At 58.6% G+C, this 16,954-nt stretch carries 11 protein-coding genes; 4 read left to right on the forward strand and 7 right to left on the reverse strand.

What is annotated here, in order from left to right; all coding sequences use genetic code 11:
- Positions 1 to 18: 18 nt before the first annotated feature.
- The 3 genes from IC231_RS18570 (at position 19) to IC231_RS18580 (ending at position 5,715) form a co-directional block, all read left to right on the forward strand.
- Positions 19 to 933, forward strand: a complete 915-nt coding sequence (locus IC231_RS18570) for a DUF4846 domain-containing protein (RefSeq protein ID WP_223831465.1) — start codon at positions 19 to 21, stop codon at positions 931 to 933.
- 76 nt (positions 934 to 1,009) lie between these two features.
- Positions 1,010 to 1,702, forward strand: a complete 693-nt coding sequence (locus IC231_RS18575) for an SIR2 family NAD-dependent protein deacylase (protein ID WP_190785958.1) — start codon at positions 1,010 to 1,012, stop codon at positions 1,700 to 1,702.
- A 281-nt stretch (positions 1,703 to 1,983) separates the two neighbouring features.
- Positions 1,984 to 5,715 (forward strand): outer membrane protein assembly factor, encoded by a 3,732-nt coding sequence (locus IC231_RS18580; protein ID WP_190785959.1) that lies wholly within the window; start codon positions 1,984 to 1,986, stop codon positions 5,713 to 5,715.
- Here the strand turns inward: IC231_RS18580 and IC231_RS18585 are convergent.
- On the reverse strand, positions 5,621 to 6,481 hold the full coding sequence (locus tag IC231_RS18585) for a hypothetical protein (protein ID WP_190785960.1): 861 nt from the start codon (positions 6,479 to 6,481) through the stop codon (positions 5,621 to 5,623). The two genes, IC231_RS18580 and IC231_RS18585, sit on opposite strands and share 95 nt — an antisense overlap.
- A 129-nt stretch (positions 6,482 to 6,610) precedes the next feature.
- Here IC231_RS18585 and IC231_RS18590 point away from each other — a divergent pair, with 129 nt between their 5' ends.
- Complete coding sequence (locus IC231_RS18590) at positions 6,611 to 7,606, forward strand: Ppx/GppA phosphatase family protein (RefSeq protein ID WP_190785961.1); 996 nt, start codon at positions 6,611 to 6,613, stop codon at positions 7,604 to 7,606.
- An 86-nt stretch (positions 7,607 to 7,692) separates the two neighbouring features.
- Here IC231_RS18590 and IC231_RS18595 read toward each other — a convergent pair whose 3' ends face one another.
- The 6 genes from IC231_RS18595 to ppk1 form a co-directional block, all read right to left on the reverse strand.
- On the reverse strand, positions 7,693 to 8,610 hold the full coding sequence (locus IC231_RS18595; RefSeq protein ID WP_190785962.1) for an Omp28-related outer membrane protein: 918 nt from the start codon (positions 8,608 to 8,610) through the stop codon (positions 7,693 to 7,695).
- Between the two features lie 124 nt (positions 8,611 to 8,734).
- Positions 8,735 to 10,402: a DUF6029 family protein gene (locus tag IC231_RS18600; protein ID WP_190785963.1), complete on the reverse strand. Its 1,668-nt coding sequence runs from the start codon at positions 10,400 to 10,402 to the stop codon at positions 8,735 to 8,737.
- 30 nt (positions 10,403 to 10,432) lie between these two features.
- The gene (locus IC231_RS18605; RefSeq protein ID WP_190785964.1) at positions 10,433 to 11,008 is read right to left on the reverse strand and encodes a TlpA family protein disulfide reductase; all 576 of its coding nucleotides are present in this window, start codon (positions 11,006 to 11,008) and stop codon (positions 10,433 to 10,435) included.
- 82 nt (positions 11,009 to 11,090) lie between these two features.
- On the reverse strand, positions 11,091 to 12,500 hold the full coding sequence (locus tag IC231_RS18610; protein WP_190785965.1) for a T9SS type A sorting domain-containing protein: 1,410 nt from the start codon (positions 12,498 to 12,500) through the stop codon (positions 11,091 to 11,093).
- A 210-nt stretch (positions 12,501 to 12,710) separates the two neighbouring features.
- Positions 12,711 to 13,703 carry a T9SS type A sorting domain-containing protein gene (locus IC231_RS18615; protein ID WP_190785966.1) on the reverse strand — a complete coding sequence of 331 codons (993 nt, stop codon included), beginning with the start codon at positions 13,701 to 13,703 and terminating at the stop codon, positions 12,711 to 12,713.
- Positions 13,704 to 14,474: 771 nt separating this feature from the next.
- Positions 14,475 to 16,841, reverse strand: coding sequence for a polyphosphate kinase 1 (ppk1, locus tag IC231_RS18625; protein WP_211539187.1), 2,367 nt, complete (start codon positions 16,839 to 16,841; stop codon positions 14,475 to 14,477).
- Positions 16,842 to 16,954: the final 113 nt, after the last annotated feature.

A 16,954-nucleotide genomic window follows, 5' to 3' on the forward strand; every position in this document is an offset into this window, starting at 1 on the left:
TCAGAGGCTTCCTGCTCTATGTCATTCCGTATTCTGCTCCCCGTGTTTGCGTCCGTAGTATTGGCTTGTGGCCAAACGGAGTCATCCCCCGCCGATTCAGTTTTAGCGCCGCCCGCTACTTCTCCCCCTGACGCAGCTCCTCCTACAGACGTGGCTAAAGGGTATTCCTGGCTGGCTCCTGGGACATACAATCCGAAACAAAACCTGGCTTCCCGGTTTGCGCCCCCACGTGGTTGTGCGCGCGTAGCAGTAACCCCCGGCTCATTTGGCCAGTGGTTGCGGTACCTGCCACTGCTGCCGTCCGGTACGCCTGTAAAGCTTTTCAATGGCCAGCTGAAAGACCCGCAAAACGTACATGCGGCCGTGCTCAATATTGATGTAGGAAGCCGGGATTTGCAGCAGTGTGCCGATGCCGTAATCCGGCTGCGGGGAGAATATCTGTTTGCGCAGGATCCGGCGCAGGTACACTTTCATCTGACCAGCGGCCACGACATTGCCTTTGCCGATTGGTACGGTGGCAAAGGGTTTCGGGTGAGTGGGGATGAGGTGCTACCCGCTCCCCGGCCGGCGGAGCGCCCAACGCACACGGTGTTCCGCCGTTACCTCGACCAGATTTTTACGTATGCCGGCACCCTTTCCCTCAGCCGGGAGCTGAACCCTGTGCCCTTAGCAGATGTGCAACCCGGCGACGTATTGATTCGCGGTGGCTCGCCGGGCCACGCCGTGCTGGTGCTGGATGTAGCCGAGCAGCTGGGCACCGGGCGCCGCTACGTGCTCCTGGCCCAAAGCTACATGCCAGCCCAGCAGATGCATGTGCTCCGCAATGTCTGGGGCGACGCGACCTTAGGGGCGTGGTTTGCCGTAAATCCGCAGGAAGCCCGCTTCAGCACGCCGGAGTGGACTTTTGCACGGGAAGAGCTGAAGCGGTTCTGAAGCTCGGCTTTTGCTGAGACCTTACTTACTTGTAAGAAGTAAACGGCGCATTTCTTAACCCAACCGACTGCAGCATATGAAGAAGAAACTTGTGGCGCTTACCGGAGCGGGCATCAGCGCCGAAAGCGGGCTGGCCACCTTTCGGGGTGCTGACGGCCTATGGGAAGGCCACCGGATTGAGGAAGTAGCTACTCCCGAGGGCTGGGCCGCCAACCCCGAGTTGGTACTCGAATTCTACAACCAGCGGCGCGCAGCAGCCCGGGCGGCTCAGCCTAACGCCGGACATCTTGCGCTGGCAGCCCTGGAGCAGGAGTTCGACGTCGTCGTCGTGACGCAGAACGTTGATGATTTGCACGAGCGGGCAGGTTCCAGCCGTGTTCTACATCTGCACGGTAAGCTGTTTGAATCCCGGAGCTCCTATTTCGACCAGTTGGTGTATCCGATGAGTTCCGACCGAATTGAGTTGGGCGACCTGTGCGAGCAGGGCCACCAACTGCGGCCTAACATTGTGTGGTTTGGCGAAGCAGTACCGATGATGGAGCAAGCCATGGAAGAAGCTGCCAAAGCAGACGTTTTTCTGGTAATCGGCACGTCGCTGCAGGTATATCCAGCGGCAGGGCTGGTGAGCTACGTACCCAGCAACTGTCCCATCTACATCATTGACCCGCAACAGCCTCCCGTCTCGGCCCGGCGGAATCTGCATTTCGTGCTGGAACCAGCCAGCACTGGTGTGCCCCGCGTAGCCGCCGAGCTTATACGCAACGCCTGAGCCGTTCCTGCATATTCTGGTTGCTGCTTTTTTAGCTTCCAGCCCATTCCAGTACCTTCTACCAGATTCAGGAGTTCCGGAGCAAATGGGCTGTAACAGGTACCTGAAAGTGAAGCACTCTGAGCAGGCCTGCCCTGCTTGGTTGCAGTGGCTATTTGCAGGGTGCTAACTGACCGAACCACCTCTGCTTCCACGCGACGAAAAGCTGGAAAGTGTAAAATTAAATTTAGGTTAAATCGTCTTTTCTGATTCTGCGTATGTGGGTGTCTAGCACTCCTCCTATGCACTTACTCTACCGTCGTTTGTTGCTGGCCTCCCTGGGTCTGGCAATGGCGCAGTCTGCGCTTGCGCAATCCACTTCGGGCCCGGCTCATACCGTTTATCTACTCGGAAACACGGCCACTGCGGCCCTGCCTACCGCTCGTCTGCAGACGTTGCGCCGCACGCTGGAGCAGCAGTCTGGCCCATTTACCGTAGTTCACCTCGGCGACATTGTCGGGCATGATGGGCTCGGAACGAAGCAGGATTCCAGCCGCGCCGACGAAACCACTCGTGCCGATGCGCTGATTGCGCTGCTGCAGGGCCTCCCGAATGGCAAAATGTATTTTGTACCCGGCGACCGGGACTGGGCCAATTCCGGGCCTGATGGTCTGAAGCGCGTGCGCCGCCTGGAGGAGTATATCGAAAAACGCTTGCCAGGGCAGAATGCCTTTGCTCCAACCGGTGGCTGCCCTGGCCCTGAGGTGATTGACGTAGCCCCGACGGTCCGCCTTGTCGCGCTTAACTCACCATGGTTCACGCACCCCTACGACCGGCCCGAAGCGCCCGATACCGACTGTAAAACACTTACACAACAGGAATTCCGGGAGCAGCTGCAGGATATCCTGGATGACACAAAAGGCCGCAATGTGCTCCTGGTAGGGCACCAGCCCGTTATCAGCAACGGGGTATATGGTGGCAAGCAGCCACTGAGCCGCCATTTGTTGCCGCCGGTAGTTGGCTCCGTGTATGCCGCTTACCGCCAGAACGTAGGCACTCCGCGCGACTTGGCTAATCCCGCCTATCAGGGGTTTCGGAAGGAGTTGCTGGGCACCCTGAAAGACCACCCCGGAGCGGTGTATGCCGCTTCCCACGACTACAGCCTGCAGCTTACGCGCTTTGAAGACAATTACCACCTCATATCCGGGTCTTTTGCCGAAAAGCAGCACGTAGGAGCTGCAGGAACTTCGCAGTACAGCAAATCCGAAGAAGGATTTTCTAAGCTCGAATACTACACTGATGGCACCGTAAAGGCATATTTCTATGCTTTTGATGCGGCAGGCACAACTACCAAAGAAGCGTACAACGCCGTGCTATTTCAGTCGGCGTGCCAGGAGCCACGCCTACCCAATGTGCCGGTAAACAGCTTCATTCCCGAGTGCCCAACAGCACCCAAAGGCGTGGCTGAACTCAAGCCGGATGCGCCGTTTCAGCCTACGCAAACCTTGGCCGCTGGCAAGCAGTATGCAGGGTCCGGCTCCGCTAAGTTTTTTCTGGGCGAAGGGTACCGCACTTCCTGGACCCAACCCGTGCAGGTTCGTACGCTGAATTTGGCGACCGAAAAAGGCGGCCTGCGTGTGTTCGGGCGGGGTGGCGGCCGCCAGACTACGTCGCTCAAGCTGATTGCGGCCGATTCGTCGGAATACGTTTTTCGATCCGTAGACAAGGACGTAACCAAGATTCTGCCGCCGGAACTGCGCAACTCCGTGGCCGCCGATGTACTGCGAGACATCACGCCCACCGCCCACCCCTATTCGGCGCTGGTCATCAGCTCCATGCTCGACAAGACCGATATTCTGCATGCTCGCCCGCGCCTGTTCGTGCTACCCGACAACAACACGCTGGGCGCGTACCGGCAGGAATATGCAGGGCTGCTGGGCACCCTGGAAGACCGTCCCGGCGACCCTAAGCCCAATCTACCCGGTTTTGGGGGTGCCGATGACGTGCGCCGGTCGTTCAGCTTCTTCCGCCAGCTCTACAAAGACCACGACAACCGTATTGATGCAGAAGCTTTCGGGCGCGCCCGGGCCTTTGATATGCTGGTGGCTGACTTCGGCAAGCACGAGGACAACTGGAAATGGGCGGGTTACAAGCAAGGGAAAAACACCGTTTATAAGCCCATCCCGCGTGACCGGGACCAGTCGTTTACGCTTTGGAACGGTCTGCTGACTTATCTGGCGAACCGCGAATGGGCTATACCCAGCATCGAAGATTTTCAGACTGAATTTCACGATCTGAAAAGCCTCAACTGGCCTGCCAAAGACCTTGACCGGTTCCTATTACAAAGCCTGACACGGGAAAACTGGCAGGAAATCGGCAACTACATGCAGAGCCGCATTACACCCGCTGCCATCGACGAAGCAACGGCTCAATTGCCCGCCGAAATAACGCCACTGTCCGGCAACGACCTCAACCGCAAGCTCAAAGCTCGGATTCAGGAGCTACCCAGAGCGCTGGATGACTACTATCTACTGCTGGCCCAGCGCGTAGATGTGGTCGGCTCCAACAAGGCCGAAGTATTCCAGGTAGACCGCCAAGCCGACGGCACTGTGCGGGTACGCATGTTTGACAAAGGCAAGGACGGTGATGCGCCGGAAGGCACCCCGCTGTTTGACCGCACGTTCAAGCCCAAGGAAACCCAGGAAATCAGCCTCTACGGCCTCGATGGCAAGGACGTATTCACGGTAACCGGCACGGCCAAAAACAGCGTGCTGGTGCGCATCATAGGTGGCGACGGCAAGGATAAAATTACCGACAACTCGCGGGTGAGTGGTCTGCGCACCCTCACCAAAGTGTATGATGTGCCGGATACGGACCTCAAACTGAGTTCAGAGTCGGACAACCGGACCTCGCTCAACCCCGAGGTAAACCGCTACGACCAGGAGTCCTTCCAATACAATGGCTATACCCCGCGTGCTACTGTCATTTTCAATAGCAGCGACGGATTTGGCGTAGGTGCCGGAGTGGATTTTGTACGGCAGGGTTTCCGCAAGCCTGGCTACAAAAACCTGTACAGCTTTGATATACAGGGCACCGGCAACGGCAATTTTCAGGTAAGTCTGGCGTCGCGCCATCGGCATGCCATTGGCCTCTGGGATGTTGGAGCCCGCACCGAATACGGCAACTTCTTCCAGTTCTACAACTTCTTTGGTCTAGGCAACAACACCACCAAGAACGACGACCTGTACGACAATAATTTCTACAAAGCCCGCTACAAGGGGTACACCGCGGGGCTATTTACGGAACGGGTGTTCTTTCAGCGCAGCCTGGTGCGGCTGGGGGGCGGTTACGAGCACTACACTTCCAACTATGCCAACGGCAGCTACCTGGGCCAGTTGCTGGGCAACGCGCCGCTGCCTGAAACCGGAGTGCCTAATGCCAGCTTCCAGCGCCTGGTGGGCTTGAATGCCCTGCTGGACCTGGACCTGCGCGACCGGCAGCGCTTTGCGCGGCGGGGGGTGCGGCTGCGCGCCCAGCACGACACCTATTTCCAGCTGAACCGCGACAAGAGCAACTTCGGGCTTTCGCAGGGTTTTGCCGAATACTATGGCACGGCCCGGCTGCTTTTTCCCGTAACGCTGGTGCTGAAGGGCGGCGGTGCCAAAACCTACGGGCCCGACGACGAAATTCCGTTCTACAAATTCGCCTACCTGGGCCAGCGCGAGAACCTGCGCGGTTACGTCCGCAACCGCTTCACCGGCGACGCCAGCCTCTACATCAACTCGGAGCTGCGCCTGGCCCTGGGGCAGGTCAAGAACAACTTCCTGCCCTTCTCCTACGGGCTGTTTGGCTTCTTCGACCGAGGCCGTGTGTACTACAAAGGCAGCTCGCCGGGGGGCTGGCATGATGGCTATGGTGCCGGCTTCTACCTAGCCCCCGTCACCGATCAGCTAGCCTTGTCGGTTTCCTATCAGCTCTCGGACGAAGAAAGCGGCCTAATCCAGTTCGGCCTCGGTTTCCGGATTGATCAATAAACCATTGCTCCAGATGCCATTGCCCTCCCCTGCTCTGGGGCGGGGCAGCGGTATGTACAACTGGCACGAGCAACTGCCGAAGCGCCGCTACGTGCGAGAACAGCACCAATGGCACAATGAAGGTAGGGAGCCAGACAAATGGCCAATGGAGCACTGCCACATTCGGCTGCCCGAAGCTAAGCTGCTGCCAGGGTGTGGGCATGCTCAAAACGGCTAGCACCACTACGTTCAGCAGTAGCGCCAAAGCCCCCACATGCCATATCAGCAGCAAACGCCGGCCCATCAGCTTCGTCCGGAACCAGTAAGCAGCCAGCGGCGCCGTGAGGCCGGCCGCAAGGTCCAGATTCCGGTCGGCGAAGGTCATGAGTTCAGGAACCAAATGCCGAATTGCCAAGCCATAGAGGCATATTTCCACCGGAATGCGCACAATGCTCAGGCGCGTCAGGTCCACCAGATCAAAGGCGTTGAGCAGGCGTCGGCCGGAACTTGTGAACAGCAGTATCCCCAGTGCCAGCAAGGGTGGCCCAACCCCGAATAGCAGCAGGCGCGGCGGCCGGGCATACAGGTTCATGTAGAAGCCCATATAGGACAAGCACCCCTGGAGCAGCAGCCACCAGAATACGAGAAGGGCCGGCGGCAGCAGCCACAACCCTGCCCGGTCACACAGATGCAGCAATAGGCCAATGGCTACCAGCATCGTACTCAGGAACAGCACCACCAGCCATAGCGGAGCCGGGGCGTCTAGGAAGGTTAGGTCGGAGAGCATGTGTTGAGAATTGATTGAACATATATAATTTACTAGATATTAATTAGATATACTTAATTAATGGCCGTCGAAGGCGGTTTTTGCCAAACGGCTATCTTTGCTGCACTTTCTCTGTAAACCCTGCTGCCCATGGATTATCCCCTGCTGAAGCTTGCCGCCATTGATATCGGCTCAAACGCCGTTCGTTGTCAGATTTCAGCAGTGCTCCATTACGGCGACCGGTATCGGCTGAAACGGGTGGAATATGTGCGGTATCCGCTGCGCCTGGGCGAAGATGTATTCGCCACAGGCACTATCTCGGAGAAGAAACAGGAGAAGTTCATCAAGTTTCTGCACGCGCTGCGTCTGCTGATGGAAGTGCACGACGTGGCCCCGAACCACTACCTTATCTGCGCTACCTCGGCCATGCGCACCGCTACCAATGGCGAGGCCGTGGCGGCCCGGATTAAGCAGGAACTGGGCATGACGGTGCAGGTAATTGACGGGCAGGATGAGGCAGCCTACATCAACCGGGTAATCGAGCACCTGCTTGAAGACAAGAAGCACTACCTGCATATTGACGTGGGTGGTGGCAGCACCGAGTTCAACATCTACCACGACCGGCGCAAAGTAGCCTCGCAGTCGTTTGAAATAGGCTCGATCCGGCGCATGCAGCAGGAAGAAAGCGGCCTGAAAAGCACCGATGCCCAGAACAGCCTGTGGCAGCGCATGGAAGAATGGGTCACGGAAAATGCCCGCCGCTACCACGTTACGCGCGCCATTGGTACCGGCGGCAACATCAACAAGCTCTATAGTCTGGCGCAGCCACAGCTGGACAAGCCCGTTACACGCCGTCGCATTGCCACCGTCCTCGACCACCTTACCAGCATGAGCATGGATGAGCGGGTGAACGTGGCCATGCTCAACCCTGACCGCGCCGACGTGATTGTACCGGCTGGCCACATCTATCTTTCCGCCATGGAATGGGCCAACATCAGCCAGATGATTGTGCCAGACATCGGCCTGAAAGACGGTATGCTTCAGACACTGTTTGAAGACCATTTCGACGAAATACGGCCCAAAGCCGACCATTCAAGCATGACGCCCACGCCATCGGTGCAAAGCCGCCCTACGGAAGTGGAATAGCTACTACGAAGAAGCCCCGGCTGCTCGCGCAGTCGGGGCTTCTTTGTTATTAAGGCTTATGCTGCCGGGTCTTTCTGGTGAGTACGCTATTTGATTTTCACCTCCGCTACCTGCACTACTTGCTTGGTTGCGTCATCGGAGAGGAACGCCACAATGGCGCAGTGCTTATCCTGCCACTGAGTAGGCAGTTCGTAAGTCAGGTAGGTAGCCACGCTTTGGCCGGTAGTGGGACTGGCCGTAAGCACTTGGCCAAAGGTTCCTCGCAAAGCACTGCGTAGCACATGGCGGTGGGCATAGTTTGGCACATCGGCGGGGTTGCGGCTGTAGTCCTTCTGCCAGCCCAGCAGGCTGTCCTCGCTCACATAGATACCCAGCCGGAATGTGCGGCCGGGCTGCGGCGTGAGGTAGCGTGCATTCACTTTGAGGCGCAGGCGGCGGCTGGCTGGGTTATACAGCTTGGTAAGCCGTAGTTCCTGCTGCGGCGTCTGGGCCAGCTGCGTTGCCACGGCGTTGCCCCAGTCGGCGTAGTCCAGCACGGCGCTGCTGGTGCCAGCGCGCGGCGTACGGCTAACCGCTCCTTTCGGCAGGCCCAGCTGGCTCAGCCCGAAGGCATCATCCAGCTCCTGGCTCACTACCGGCACCCGGAAATCGGTCTGATACTTAGGCTCGGTGGCTTTAGGGCCGGCGAAATAGTCGGTTACGTGGTCTTCCAGCACGACCAGCCGCTCGCCGTGCTGCTGCTTGAGGGCCGTTACTACCACGCCGGCGCGCGGGCAGTTGCCGCAATATTGGCCGGTGAAGTCTTCCAGCATAGCCCGCTGCACAAGGAGTGGAGCCGGCTGAGCCGTTTCCGCCGAGTCGAGGGCCAGCGTGTCGCGCTGCCCCGCCGATAAGGTGGCCTGTGGTGGTACTGGCTGGTCGATTACGTCGCAGCCCGGCAACAGGCTCAGGCCAGCGGAAGCCGCTACTCCCAGCAGTAGCGCAACAGTGAAAGAGTGTTTCATACTATCAATACTCGTGCAGCCAGTACCCTGACGCTGCGGAATTTACGAAGAATTTGCCGCCATGGTCGGCGGTACCCGATGGCAGCATTGGCACCGCCCCATCTGAGCAGGCACACATGCGCTGCTAGAAACTGCTTGTGATGGAAATAGCGAGGCCATTGGAGGCCGGTACGTAGCGGCATACGCCCCCTACGCACACAATACCAGCCCGCTGCCGGCCGTAGCCCATAGCTATACGCGTGGTGCCGCCCACATACCCAACCTGCCCGGTGAGGTAGTGAATGCGCTGCTCCTCATGCGAATTGCCATAGTTATACTGGTCGAATACGGTCAGGAACCAGTGGGGTGAATAGGTGTATTCCAGCAGGGCCATGGCCCATGAGCCCTTGTCCTGCTGCGTAAACAGTCCCTGCAGCTCGCCACGCAGGCTGTGGCGCGGCGTAAACTTGTGCGTCACATCGAGCACGCCAATGTGGCTACGGACGATGCCGTAGCCAGTGCCCAGGTTTTCCACTACGTCTTTGTTGTAGACAAAGCGCGCATACATGGCATTGGCTTTCCATTTCGGGGTGAAGCGCCGGTGCAGCTCCACGTTAAAGTCGCGGTAGTACACGGCGCCCCCCACTTTCAGAAAGCCCGACTCGTACCCTTGGCGGGCCGTCAGGTCGTCGTTGAGCAGGCGCCGGTCAATACCGTTTACAGCCGAAAAGTTCACGCTTACATCCGTCCCGTATTCTCCTCCCAATGGGCTCTTGGGAATATGGTATGTCAGTTCGGCCTGCCCGCTCATCTCCCCTAGCGGCTGCGTGGCATAGGGGTAGATGCTGGCCGCCAGTGCGTAGGTGTGCTGCTTGGTGAGGGCCGGCAGAAAGTTGAGCACGGCCGCATTGCCGGTGGCGGCACGGTCGGCCCGGAAGTCCATGTTATCTACCCGCTTGGCGGCCAGCACCAGCCCAATGCCATTGCGGGCATAGGAAGTTGTGACCAACAGGGAGCGGCCAGGGCGGTAGATGAAATTGTTTACAACGGACGGGTCGTTGGCTTTCTGGGCGTACTCAGCGGCGAAGTTGAATCCGCCGTTGTTCACGCTCACGCGGCCAGCAGCAGCTCCCACGTTTTCAGGCAAAACCAGTTGCGGGTCCTCATCAGCCTGGTACTTGCTCAGGAAGCTCCCTCCCACCGTGATGCGCGTAGCGGCAGAATCGAGGCCGGGCAGCAGGTCGTTCAAGGTTACTTCCGCATCGACGCCACGCACAATTGCGGGGCTTTTATCGAAGAAAAAGCGTTGGCGCCCTAGCATACCGGTGATGCGCACGCCCGGCACCGGCTGCAGGCGCACCCGCAAGCCGTCAATGGAATTGTCGATGCCGAGGTTGCGCTCCTCGTATGCCCTGAAAATCAGTCCGTTGCCGAACTGTTCGTAGAAATTGCCGACCGTCACCTGGAGGCGGCCGCCATCATAGGTGGCGTAGCGGTACGGAATGCCACTGCCCCGGTAGCGGGGGTCGAAGCCCTGTAAAGGCGCCAGATACGCTTCATACCGCACGCCGGCCGAGAATTTCCCGGTTGTCAGAATCAGGTTGGCGAAGGTATTGGAGCGCAGTTTCTCCGGCACTTCCGGCGCCCCGATGAGCGAGTCGGGCCGGTAGGTTTGAATATCGGTCTGGAAGTCGCCGTGCAGTTGGGCACCTTCCAGCGCATCGCCGGTTCCCTGAGCGGCAGCACCATGCCCCAGCAACAAGCCTAGGCCGGTGCCGGCCCACACGGCAGGCCGCAAGTAAAAGTGTTTCATCAATCGTCCTGTGCTTTGTGGGAGTGCCGGTTACTGCGACACGGCTTCGCCCTTGTTCAGCTTGCGTACCAGCTCCAGCAGATGCGCTTCGTCGCCCTCGTTATAGGCGTTGTGCTGCCACACGATATTGCCCTGGCCGTCCAGCAGGAAGGTATGCGGCACATTGTTCACGTTCAGGGCGCGCTTCAGATCCTGGTTCTGGTCGAGGTAAACGGGGTATGTCCAGCCCCGGCCCCGCACGAAAGGGCTGACCTTGGCAGCATTGCGGGCATCGTCGATGCTCACGGCCACCAGTTGCACCCCGGTTTCCTTCTGCCAATCGGCATACTGTTCCGAAATATTGGTTAGCTCGGCAATGCAGGGTTTGCACCAGGTAGCCCAGAAACTAATAATGACGGGCTTCCCCTGCCCTACTCCCGGCAGCGTGGCCGTACTGATGGGCTTCCCATCCAGCGTGCGCACCTGCACTGCCGGCAGGCGGCGGGTTTTCAGGTCTGTGTCGTTGGGCGTAGTGGCTTGCGCTGAGCTGGGCGTCTGGGCCTGCGCAGATAGTGCCGTGAAGGCCAAAAGGCAGCTCAGGACCAGAATAGTAGTACGTGCTTTCATGGGTGGTGAAGGGTGGATATAGAGTAGGCCCTGTTTCGAAGGTAACGAAACAGGGCCCTTGTTCTATGCTGATTGGCTGTGATTATTCAACGAGCAACTGCTGGGTGCGGACTCCATTGGTGGTGGTGAGGCGCACAGTATACAGACCCGGGGCCTGGCCCGTCAGGTTCAGTGGCAACTGCTGGGCACCACTTCCCAGCATCGGCGAGGTATGCGCCAGCACCCGGCGGCCCAGGGCATCCAGCACTTCCACCTGCACGGTTTCGGCGCGGGCCAGGCTTACGAAGAGCGTGGTGCGGCCGGTAGTGGGGTTGGGCGCGACATCAAAAGGCAGGCCGCTTTGCGCTTTCTGCGTACCCAGCACGCCATTCAGGCGGGCATAGCCGCCCTGCAGAATCTCGTTGTTTGAACGGCGCTGCAGAAACACCACTACCCGCAGGCTGTCGAAGTTTTCGACCCGGCTGATGGCATTGCCGGGCGTGGAAGCCGGAAACGCAAACGTCTGATTCAGATTCCAGGATTGGTTGGTGGCCAGCGCTGGCACCGCGCTGCCATTCTGGTCGGGCATCATCTTCTTCACCACGTCCACGAAGCTGGTTTCACCGTTGGTGGCTACGTTCTGCCGTGTATGGCGCTCTGTGATGAGCATGTGCGCTACTAAGTCGTTGGCTGCTACATCTACATAAGGCTTAATGCGGGCTGAAGCCGTTACCGTGCGGGTAGCTACGTTTAGGGTGTACACCACATCCACATCGGCCACGGAAATTTCCTGCGCCAGTGCGTCCACGGTGCCGCCGTTCATCACCTGCGGGTTGCCTACCCAGCCGTTGCCGTTTAGGTGCGTTTCCGGAATACCCTGAATGCCGTAGAAGTTGTGCCGCGCGCCGGTTTCGGTGGTATAGTAAGGGTCGCCGGCCGGAAAAGCAGTGTTGCGCGGATAGTTCTGCTGGTATTTTACGACCACCATCTTGTTGCGGCGAGTAGAGCGCACTGCCTCAAACTGGGCATTGCCCGGGTTGCAGGGCGGACAGGTGCTGCTCGTGAATACTTCGGCCACCACTTGACGGGGCACCACGCGGGCGGCAACCTGCAGAGTTAGGCGCAGCGTGTCGTTGGCGCGGTTGCCATCCATCTGCCCGGCGTTGGCGCTACGCACATTGGAAGGCCAGAATTTGAAGCGGTACGTACCCGGGCCGGGCGGCGTCCAGCTCTGGCTCAAGGCAAAGGCTCCTACCCCACCAGCCGGCACCGTGCCCGGCACCGCCTCCGACGTAATTGGGCCATTGTTTACCCGGTAATTGATGTTGTAGCTCAGAATAGCCTCGGTGCCCACATTGCTCAGGTCACCTTCCAGCAGAATGGCCCCAGGCCCCGCGTATTGCGGCAGATACACGCGCGACACGCTGGCATCCAGCGACGACTGCGCCAGCGCGGTAGCAGATAAGCCCAGCAGCGGAGTGGCACAGGCAACAAATACGTAGAGTTTTTTCATACTGGAAAGAATGTGTGGAGGAAGGATGCAACTGCGCGAAAGGGCCACTAAAAGGCTAGTATCTCAAATCTAGGGTTTTTTATAAGTAAGCTGACAATCAGCTCCAACAAAGTAGCTGGAGCGCACCAAAGCGCACTACCGGCAAAAAAATATCCGGCTGCTCAGGGGCGAAAGGAGCAGCCGGATAGCAACAGAAACTGGCTGACCAGGCTATTCTACCACCAGGCGGCGCGTAGAACTGCCTTCAGAAGTAGTAAGGCGCACCACGTATAGCCCCGGGCCCTGCCCGGCTAGGTTCAGGAATACCTCGCGCTGCCCGCTGGCCTGCACCGATGGTGTCGCTACCGGTACAACGCGCCCCAGCGCATCCAGGAGTTCTACCCGTACTGTTTCGGGGCGGGCCAAAGAGAATCGCAGTGAAGTGCGGGTAGTGGCCGGGTTTGGAGCCAGCAAAAAGGGCTGCCCGGCCTGCGCTTTAGCAGCGCTCAACGGCGCGCTCAGAAAGCTCCAGTAGGAGTTGTCGAGCAATGACGGGCTGCCAGTCGTGCGCGACTCCAGTATTGGGGAGCCGGCTATTTGCAGCGCGGTAGTAGCATTCACCTGCACGCCTGCCGTTAGGGCCAGACCAGTAGTTGCATTGGTGCGCTGGTCCACGATGTAGATGTTATTGGTTGTTTCTTCCAGCACGATGCTCCAATACGTGAACAGCGCCGGGTTGCCGGGCTTGCTGAACGAATTGAACTGCACCCAGTGCTGGCGGTTCGGAGCGGTTCCGAACGTTTTCGTGATGATAAAGTCGCCGGTAGTGGCACCAATACCCCACACGCACACCGATTTATCGGGAATCTGGGCAGAGGGCAGGGTGGTATTGGTAGAAGACGGAACGGTCGTGGCGCTGGTCGTGAAGGTCAGCACCCCACTACTCGACACTTTGTAGCTGGAAGCGGGTTGGCCATTGAAGAAAAACGCAAACGGCACCGAATTCGTCTGCGACCAGGCGGGCGTGGCAAACGTGGCCGAAGTACCGGTGAACAGGGTGGTCCAGCCCGGTGCCAGCCCTCCGTCTATCGGGTATTCGGTATCCAGGTTGAGACTTCCGGGATTTTGGCCGGCGTTCAGAAAGGGAACCTGCGTATACTGGGCCATGGCGGGCGCAACCCCAACTGCCAGCGCAAAACCAGCCGTGAGTAATAGTCTTTTCATACAGGAAGAAAAAAGCGAGAGAGACGGTTCCGGCTACCGAAGTTCTTAAATCACCGGCTATATTTAAAGTATCTCCCTCGGATACAGAGGTTAAAACTAGCTTAGTTTTTTAATAAATTGCCAACTAACGGTATTATTTTAAGTACGTATTGTCTATTTGCTATCTGCTACTCAGGGCTTTGTTTCACTCAACTAATTTCTTTCCCCCAGTTCTTTTCACCCATCTGCATGAAAAAAATCTACCTTTCTTGTGTTGCCTTGGCTTTGAGTGCCGGTTTTGCCCAGGCAGGCCGCCTACAGAACGTTGTGCTGAGTGGTGCGCCCCGCATTACCATTCTGGGCGGCTATCAGCAGGCGGGCCCTCTTCAGGCGACCTTCACCATCACAAATAACAACACGCGTAGCCTGCAGCTGGGTCTGCAGCGCCAGATTATCAGTGAGGTAAGCGGTACCGAAAACAACTTTTGCTTCGGCACCGGCTGCTACCCGCCCAGCGTCACAACGGCTCCCTCCCCGATTACGGTAGCCGCTGGCGCCATCGACAACACGTTTCTCGGTGACTACGTGACCAACGGCCGGGCCGGCATCACGACTATCCGCTACGCGGTGTATGAAGTAGGCACTCAGGATTCGACTTACGTGACGGTCGTGTATGATGCCTCGCGGCCGCTGAAAACCAGCCCGATGGCAGCCAATGAGCAGGTGCTGAGCCAGCCCGCGCCCAATCCTGCCGCTGGTGGTGCGGCTTTTCGCCTTACCTACAACCTGCCCTCACACGTTCGGCAGGCTCACCTGGTCCTCGTCTCCCTCTCCGATGGCCGCCGGGTATACGACCTGCCCCTCCAGGGCGCCGGCTCCTTCAGCGGCATTCTCGCCGGGGGCCGTATCGTTGACAAGGCAGGTGCCGTTACCATCTCCACCGTAGGTCTCGCCCGCGGCCTCTATAGCTGCCTGCTCATCACCGACGACCGTAGCACTCCCCTCGCTGCTCGGCGCCTGCTGGTGCAATAGCGCCAGCATTCCTTCGGGCGTGGCAGCGGTCAGGCGTTCCTCATCCCGACGATAAAAGTCGCGGTGTACGTTTACCACTGCCTCGTCCGGAGCCGGCTGGCGCCGGATGTAAGCCCCATCTTCCCGCATCATGTAGCTGTTGTGGTTATCGAGCAGGTTGAGCATCAGAATGCCAATGGCTTCGCGCTTGAGCTGCGGATTCACAATCAGAAACAGCGCCTCAATCCGCCGGTCAAAGGAGCGCACCATCACGTCGGCGGAGCCAGCGTAGAGGCGCGGCTGCCCGGTCTGGTGGAAGTAAAACAGGCGCGAGTGCTCCAGCAGGTCGCCGACCACGCTGCGCACTTCAATGTTTTCGCTTAGGTTGGGGCGGCCCGGCCGCAGGCAGCAGATGCCGCGCACAATCAGGCGGATGGGCACGCCGGCCTTCGAGGCTTTGTATAACTCGTCAATCACCTCCTTGTCTTCCAGGGAGTTGATTTTGATGACAATGCCACTCGGCAGACCCTTTTTAGCGTTGCGGGCTTCTTCCCGGATCAGGTGCACCAGCTGCTGGCGCATGTCTTTGGGCGCCGTAATCAGGTACTCGTAGTCGTCGGGCTGCGAGTGGCCGGTGATGACGTTGAAGAATTCCGACACGTCGTGACCATACACGTCATTGGTCGTGAGCAGGCTCACGTCGGTGTAGAGCTTGCTGGTCTGCTCGTTGTAGTTGCCGGAGCCGATGTGCACGTAGCGCGTCACCTTCTCACCTTCCTTGCGGATGACCATCAGCATCTTGGTGTGCGTCTTGTACTTGCTCACGCCATAGATGACGAAGCAGCCGGCTTTTTCCAGCCGCGCGCCCTCCCGGATGTTGCGCTCCTCATCAAAACGGGCCTTGATTTCAAACAGCACCGATACGTGCTTGCCGTTCTCGGCCGCTTTCAGCAGGGCCGCCGTCACGCGCGAATCATCGGCGAGGCGGTAGATGGTTTGCTTGATGCCCAGCACCTGCGGGTCTTCGGCCGCCTGCTCCAGCAGCCGCACCATCGGCTCGATGCTGTTGTAGGGGTGGTGCAGCAGCACATCATGGTGCTTGAGGTACTCAAACAGGTTTTCGTCAGCCCCTTCGGGCAGGCTGAGCGGCGCAATCGGGGCGGGCTGGCGCGAGGTTTTACCCCGGAAGTTAGGGTGCTTCAGAATCTGCAGCAGGCCCTTCAGGTCAATCAGCGAGTTGATAACGAATACGTTGCCGTTGTCAATTTTCCAGCGCTCCTTGAGCACAGACATCAGCAGCGCCGAGGCGTTGGGCTCCACTTCCAGGCGCACCACGCGGCCGCGCTTGCGCGTCTTCAGGCCCTGCTGCAGCTCCTTAATGAAGTCGGTATCAATGTCCTCGGACTCTTCCAGCGTAAAGTCGCCGTTGCGCGTGATGCGGAACAAATCAGCCGACTCGATTTCCACGTTGCGGAACAGCTTGGGCAGGTTGGCCCGCACGATTTCCTCAATCGGCACGAACAGCACCTTTTCCTTGCGCGTGAGTTCAAAGAAGCGCGTCAGGTTCTGCGGAATCTGCACGAACGTGAGCCGCTCCTGCCCTTTCTCAGTTTCCAGGTCGCCGGTACCGGTGCGCGTCACCACGCCCAGAATAAGCATCTGGTTCATCATCAGCGGGAAACCGTGGTACGAGTCGTACACCATCGGCGTGAGCAGCGGAAAGATGGTGTTCTTGAAGTAGCCGTCGGCCTTTTTCAGCTCCAGCTCCGTCAGCTCGTCCATCCGCAGAATGTTGAAGCCGTTCTTCTCGAACTGCGGCTTCAGTTCGTTCAGGTACGTCATCGACTGGTCGTTGACGAAGCGGTGGGCGAAGTCGAGCAGCTTGCGCCGAAACGGCAGCTCGCGCAGCCCCGAGTAGTCCACCCGCTCCTTGCCGTAGTCGAGGTAGTTATAGAGCGAGCCGACGCGAATCATGAAGAACTCATCCAGGTTCGACGACGTGATGCTCAGAAACCGTAGTCGGTCAAACAGCGGCCGGCCGGTGTCCTTGGCCTGGTCGAGTACGCGGTAGTTGAAGCGCAGCCAGCTCAGGTCACGGCTGATGTATTTGCTTTTGCGGATAAGGTCGGCGGACTTGAAGAGTTTCATATCGGAAGAAAGGCATCCAGAGGGCAGTACGGCAAGATACACGCTCGTAGCGGACCTTCTATTGCGCTTTTAATTAAATGTAGCTGCTTGTACGTGGTTTGCCGGCGGGCAGG

It is taken from the genome of Hymenobacter duratus (assembly GCF_014698995.1).
In the GTDB taxonomy this organism is placed as follows: Bacteria; Bacteroidota; Bacteroidia; order Cytophagales; family Hymenobacteraceae; genus Hymenobacter; species Hymenobacter duratus.